We start from the raw sequence: 5,377 nt of genomic DNA on the forward strand, positions 1-5,377 counted from the left end.
AGTAGCAAAACAAACGCTTCAATACTCAGATTGGAGTGTCCGATCGTAAATAATTCCATTGCTTCGATCTTAGTATGCAGTCTTTGCTTTGCAGATGAAAGTTTTTGCAGCCCAATTCTTGTAATTGGTAGACTTCAAGCTGTAGGTTTCTTGAGCAACTTTTGAATTACAAGTTGCACAGCCAGCAGCATCAAACCCAAAGATGCAAAAGCAAAAACACCCGCACCCAAAGCCACAATTCCCATTACTAAAGTTCGTACAGCCGCGCCAATATTAATCGCAGTCACATTGTCAGAATGAATGGGCGAATTTGCAAAAGTTTGGACGATCGACAAAGTTAGCGCGTACAAAGCCGCCGCAAACCCGCCCGCGATCAGCGAACCAATCACGCACCGCAAAATCGTCGGCGGCGTGGAAGATGCAGAGGTTGCATCTCCAGCCGAACTCAGAGGTTTAGAAGTAGAATTTGGATTAGTTAAATCAGTCATGGCGATTTTAGATTTTAGATTTTAGATTTTAGATTTCTGGTTAATTTACCAAAACTAAAATCGGTGTTACATGACATATTATCAGTTCTTCGATCTCAATAGACTCTGCGAAAAGTTAGATTCATCTTGACCCTCGGCTGTTAGACAGGTTTAACGGACAATGGCGATCGCACCCTCTTCGAGTTACACCTTCGAAATCGGCTGTTTCGTCTCGTTTCCCTCCGAAAAAATCCGAATCCCAGTATTGCTAAACTGTGCTACCCAAAAATCCAAATCAGGAGAAGCGATCGCACTTTTAACCCGTTCCAAAACCTGCTGAGCCTGCTCTGAAGACTCCGCCAACGCAAACACCGTCGGTCCAGAACCCGACATCATCGTTCCCAAAGCCCCCGCCGACTCAAAAGCCTGCCGCAACTGCAACACCTGCGGGTACACAGGTAAAGCAACTTTTTCTAAATCGTTGTGCAGCAATTGACCAATTTTCGATCGATCTTTTTGGGCGATCGCTCCCACCATCGGCCCCGAATGTAGCCGTTCCCGGCGGCACTCCAAATCTTCCGCTGCACAATAGGAACTACTGAACTGCTGGCGATAAGTTTGATATGCCCATGCCGTAGAAATACTGAGATTGCGGTACTTCGCCAATACCACAGAAAAGCCAGCCAAATCAGGCAATGGCGACAGTTTATCCCCACGACCAGTTGCCAAAGCCGTACCTCCAGTAATGCAAAAAGGCACATCCGAACCCAAAGTTCCCCCCAACTCTTGCAACTCCGACTGAGTAAGTCCCAATTGCCACAGCAAATCCATCCCAACTAAAACCGCAGCCGCATTTGCCGAACCACCGGCAAGCCCCGCCGCCACTGGAATCTGCTTGTGAATGGCAATCTCGACACCGCCGTATTTCGCCAAAGCATCGGGGAATTGCTTCGCCAACAAATCCGCCGCCCGGTAGGCGAGGTTATTCTTATCAGGAGGGACTTGCGGGTGATCGCAGCGCACGCGAATCGTATCCGTACCAATCGCACGCAAGTCAATTCGATCGGCTAGATCTATGCTTTGAAGTACCATCGCCAGTTCGTGATATCCGCCGGGGCGATCGCCTATGATTTCCAAATACAGATTGATTTTTGCTGAAGCTAACAGAGAATATGAACGCATAGGTGATTAAGCCGCAGGTGAAAGAAACCCCTGGTTGAAATTAATTGACACCAGTCCGAGTCCATTTTCTCACAACTCAAAGGAAATATTATGCAGGAAATGTGGAAAACTTTTTTTACTTCCGGGCCATTTATTCCTCACGGCCATTGCTATCTCTGGCATACCCCGTTAGTCTGGCTTCACCTTGCCTCAGATTCTATCATTGCACTCGCGTATTTTTCCATCCCGATTACATTGGTTTATTTTATTTCCAAACGGGAAGATTTGCCCTTTGATTGGATCTTTGCCCTGTTTGGAGCCTTTATCGTCGCCTGTGGCATCACTCACATATTTGAACTCTGGACACTTTGGCATCCTACCTATTGGCTTTCAGGAACAATGAAAGCAATTACTGCCGTTATTTCATTTGCTACAGCCATACTTTTGGTAGATTTAATGCCTCAAGCCCTAGCACTTCCTAGCCCCGCACAGTTAGAATCCGCCAACCGACTCCTAGAAGCTGAAATTGTCGAGCGCCAATTAGCCGAAGCTGCACTAAAAAAAGCCAAAGAAGAATTAGAAATTCGAGTTGAGGAACGCACCGCAGCATTAAAGTCTCAAACTCAACATTTAGAATTGGCAAACCGACTCCTAGCATCGGAAATTGTCGAGCGCCAATTAGCCGAAGTTGCACTAAAAAAAGCTAAAGAAGAATTAGAAATCCGAGTTGAAGAACGCACCGCAGAGTTAAAGTCTCAAACTCAACAGCTCAAACAAGCATTGTCTGAATTGAAGCAGGCTCAATCCAACCTAATTCACAGCGAAAAAATGTCATCTTTAGGACAATTAGTCGCTGGGGTTGCTCATGAAATCAACAATCCGATTAACTTTATTTACGGCAATATTACTCATACTCGCCAGTATGCCAATAGTTTGCTAGAACTGGTGAATCTCTATCAAGAGCAGTATCCGAATCCCATGCCCATAGTTCAAGAAAAAATCGAGTCTATAGATTTAGACTTTATCATCTCTGACCTGCCAAAAATATTAATTTCTATGAGAAACGGCGCTGAGCGGATTTTTGGTATTGTCAAGTCGCTGCGAATTTTTTCTCGCCATGACGAAGCAGAAATGAAATTAGCCGACATTCATGAAGGAATTGACAGCACACTGATGATTTTGCAAAGCAGATTGAATGCTAAGCCAGGTTGGGCGAATATTCAAGTTATCAAAGAATATGGCAATTTACCCCGAATAGAGTGCTACCCGGGACAGCTAAATCAAGTGTTTATGAATATCCTGGCGAATGCTATTGATGCTTTAGAAGATGACATCTACAGCGAGTCGATTGCAGCCAATGAAGCTAATCCCTACCTCATCCAAATCTCTACCAAACTTTTAGACAGTGAAGTGGTAGAAATCAGAATTAGCAACAACGGGCCAGAAATAACAGAATCGGTGAGAAACCAGTTATTTAATCCATTTTTTACCACTAAACCAGTAGGTAAAGGCACGGGATTAGGTTTATCGATTAGCTATCAAATTATCACAGTAAGACATAAAGGCGAATTGCACTGTATTTCTGCACCGGGTAAAGGTGCAGAATTTATTATAAAAATTCCGATTTTTCTGCAATAAACCTTTGATAATTCCCATAAAATCTAACTTCAACTGTTAGTATTTACACCTAAAACTCGTTTTTTTTTACAGATATCCGAATTATTTAAAAATTCTGGTATCTAACACAATCCTGAACTTCAAACATCGCACATAATATTATTGCTCAACTTTACCCATTGCTCCACGCTTAAATCTTCAGCGCGAGATTGAGGATTTATCTGTAACTCTTCTAGCACTTGAACAAGTTTATCTAAGTCCACAGTCCCTTTTAAATTATTTCGCAGCATTTTGCGCTTGCTACCAAAACCCAACTTCACTAAATTTTCCAAATAGCGCGGATTAACTGCCGCAGTTTCTATCTCTCTGGGAAGCAGCCGCACCACGGCAGAATCGACTTTTGGCGGCGGAAAAAAGTCTTTAGATGGCACATCGCAAATTAACTCGCATTCTGCTAAATACTGCACCCGCACAGACAAAGCGCCAAAAGCTGTCGAACCCGGTTTAGCGTAAAGCCTTTGGGCCACTTCTTTCTGCACTAAGAGCACGATCGCATCGAAGGGTTTAGCTGCAGGAACAGATATCGTTCCCAGCAGTTTTTGCAGAATCGGGCCGGTGATATTATAAGGAATATTGGCAACAACTTTATTCGGATTTTGGAATTTTGGAAATGCCGTTAGTTCAGCTTCTAAGTCCATTTCCAGGATGTCGCCTTGTAACAGTAAAAAATTGTCGGTTTTGCCGAGTTGTTTGGCTAGCTTGAGACACAAATCTCGATCGATCTCCACAGCAACAACAGACTCAGCCGCAGGCAGTAAACGCCGAGTCAAAATCCCCGTGCCCGGCCCTATTTCCAGGACGCGATCGCGATCCAAAGAAGCCGCTTTCACAATCTTATCTAAGGCTTTCTCGCTTTTGAGCCAATGTTGAGCAAACTGTTTTCGGGGTCGGGTCGATCGCATTTTTTGAATTGTTGGAGAAATCTTAGCCTGTCATTCTATCACAGCTCAATATCTTTTCCCAACCTACGGTGATGTTTATTTTTGTTAACAGGGGTTGAATTAACCAAAAAACTTGGGCACTATAATAAGGACATACGATAAAAAATAAATTTATTTCTTCCCAATAATTACCAACAGCACGACACGGAAGTCACGGATACACGGATAGCAGTTTTTCCAAACAACCAATAACCAATAACCAATAATAAATAATTAAGCACCAATTACCACTTCCCCAACAATGAAATTCCAACGAGTATTTGGTACATTACCCAAAACCACAGCCAGCGCCCCCGGCAGAGTAAACCTGCTGGGCGAACACACAGACTACAACGATGGATTTGTACTTCCAACTGCGATTCCCCAGCGCACAACAGTACAAATCGGCTTCAGCAGTGACGATCGACACCATGTTTATTCAGCAGAATATGACGAACTCATAAATTTTTCAGACGACGATACCATACCGCAAAAATTCGTCAGTTATATCTGTGGCTGCCTGAGACTTGTAGAAAAAGAAGGATACAAAATACCGCCAATAAATCTCTACATTACCTCGACTGTGCCGATCGGGGCCGGTTTGTCCAGCAGCGCCGCTTTAGAAATAGCAACCCTCAGAGGACTGCGCGCGCTGCTGAATCTCCCCCTAGACGACGTGCGGCTAGCTCAAATCGGACAGCAAGTCGAAATCCGGTATGCCGGCTTGAACTGTGGCATCATGGATCAAATGGCGTCGAGTTTAGCAGACACCAACACCATGCTATTGATCGACACCCGCAGCCTCGAATGCTACCCGATACCTTTTCCCACAAACACAGAAATTTTAATAATTGACAGTGGCGAAAGCCACCAACTAGCAGCAGGAAGCGGCTACAACCAGCGGCGCGCCGAGTGCGAGGAATCCGCAGGGATATTGGGAGTTAAAGCTCTCAGGGATATCGCCGATCCGCAAGCAGTGGAAGTATTGCCGGAACCCCTCAGAAGGCGAGCTCGGCACGTCGTTACCGAAAACAACCGCGTACTCGAAGCGGTAAAATCTTCACCAGCAAAACGTTTTGGCGAGTTAATGAATGCTTCCCATGCCAGTCAGCGCGACGACTACGAAGTTTCGGTGCCGGCAGTAGACACGCT

General features: G+C 44.8%; 5 protein-coding genes. 2 read left to right on the plus strand and 3 right to left on the minus strand.

The window, feature by feature from the left end; translation table 11 throughout:
* Nucleotides 1-134: 134 nt before the first annotated feature.
* Both QUA38_RS16770 and ispE read right to left on the minus strand, forming a co-directional pair.
* Nucleotides 135-488, minus strand: coding sequence for a DUF3082 domain-containing protein (locus QUA38_RS16770; RefSeq protein WP_333163562.1), 354 nt, complete (start codon nt 486-488; stop codon nt 135-137).
* A 183-nt stretch (nt 489-671) separates the two neighbouring features.
* Nucleotides 672-1,649, minus strand: a complete 978-nt coding sequence (gene ispE / locus QUA38_RS16775; RefSeq protein ID WP_333163563.1) for a 4-(cytidine 5'-diphospho)-2-C-methyl-D-erythritol kinase — start codon at nt 1,647-1,649, stop codon at nt 672-674.
* 90 nt (nt 1,650-1,739) lie between these two features.
* On the opposite strand from ispE, the gene QUA38_RS16780 reads away from it, so the two are divergent.
* Entirely contained in the window at nt 1,740-3,266 is a 1,527-nt protein-coding gene (locus tag QUA38_RS16780; RefSeq protein WP_333163565.1) for an ATP-binding protein, read from the plus strand.
* A 119-nt stretch (nt 3,267-3,385) separates the two neighbouring features.
* Here QUA38_RS16780 and rsmA read toward each other — a convergent pair whose 3' ends face one another.
* Nucleotides 3,386-4,207 (minus strand): 16S rRNA (adenine(1518)-N(6)/adenine(1519)-N(6))-dimethyltransferase RsmA, encoded by an 822-nt coding sequence (rsmA, locus tag QUA38_RS16785; RefSeq protein ID WP_333163567.1) that lies wholly within the window; start codon nt 4,205-4,207, stop codon nt 3,386-3,388.
* Nucleotides 4,208-4,487: 280 nt separating this feature from the next.
* Between rsmA and galK the strand changes: the two genes are divergently transcribed.
* Nucleotides 4,488-5,377: galactokinase (gene galK / locus QUA38_RS16790; RefSeq protein ID WP_333163569.1), on the plus strand; the 890-nt coding region annotated here is incomplete at its 3' end.

Origin of the sequence: Microcoleus sp. Pol12B4, assembly GCF_036701385.1 — a bacterium.
GTDB lineage: Bacteria > Cyanobacteriota > Cyanobacteriia > Cyanobacteriales > Microcoleaceae > Microcoleus.

Coding starts and splice junctions, on each gene's coding strand:
- QUA38_RS16770 (WP_333163562.1), bottom strand. CDS start 488: ATGACTGATTTAACTAATCCAAATTCTACTTCTAAACCTCTGAGTTCG.
- ispE (WP_333163563.1), bottom strand. CDS start 1,649: ATGCGTTCATATTCTCTGTTAGCTTCAGCAAAAATCAATCTGTATTTG.
- QUA38_RS16780 (WP_333163565.1), top strand. CDS start 1,740: ATGCAGGAAATGTGGAAAACTTTTTTTACTTCCGGGCCATTTATTCCT.
- rsmA (WP_333163567.1), bottom strand. CDS start 4,207: ATGCGATCGACCCGACCCCGAAAACAGTTTGCTCAACATTGGCTCAAA.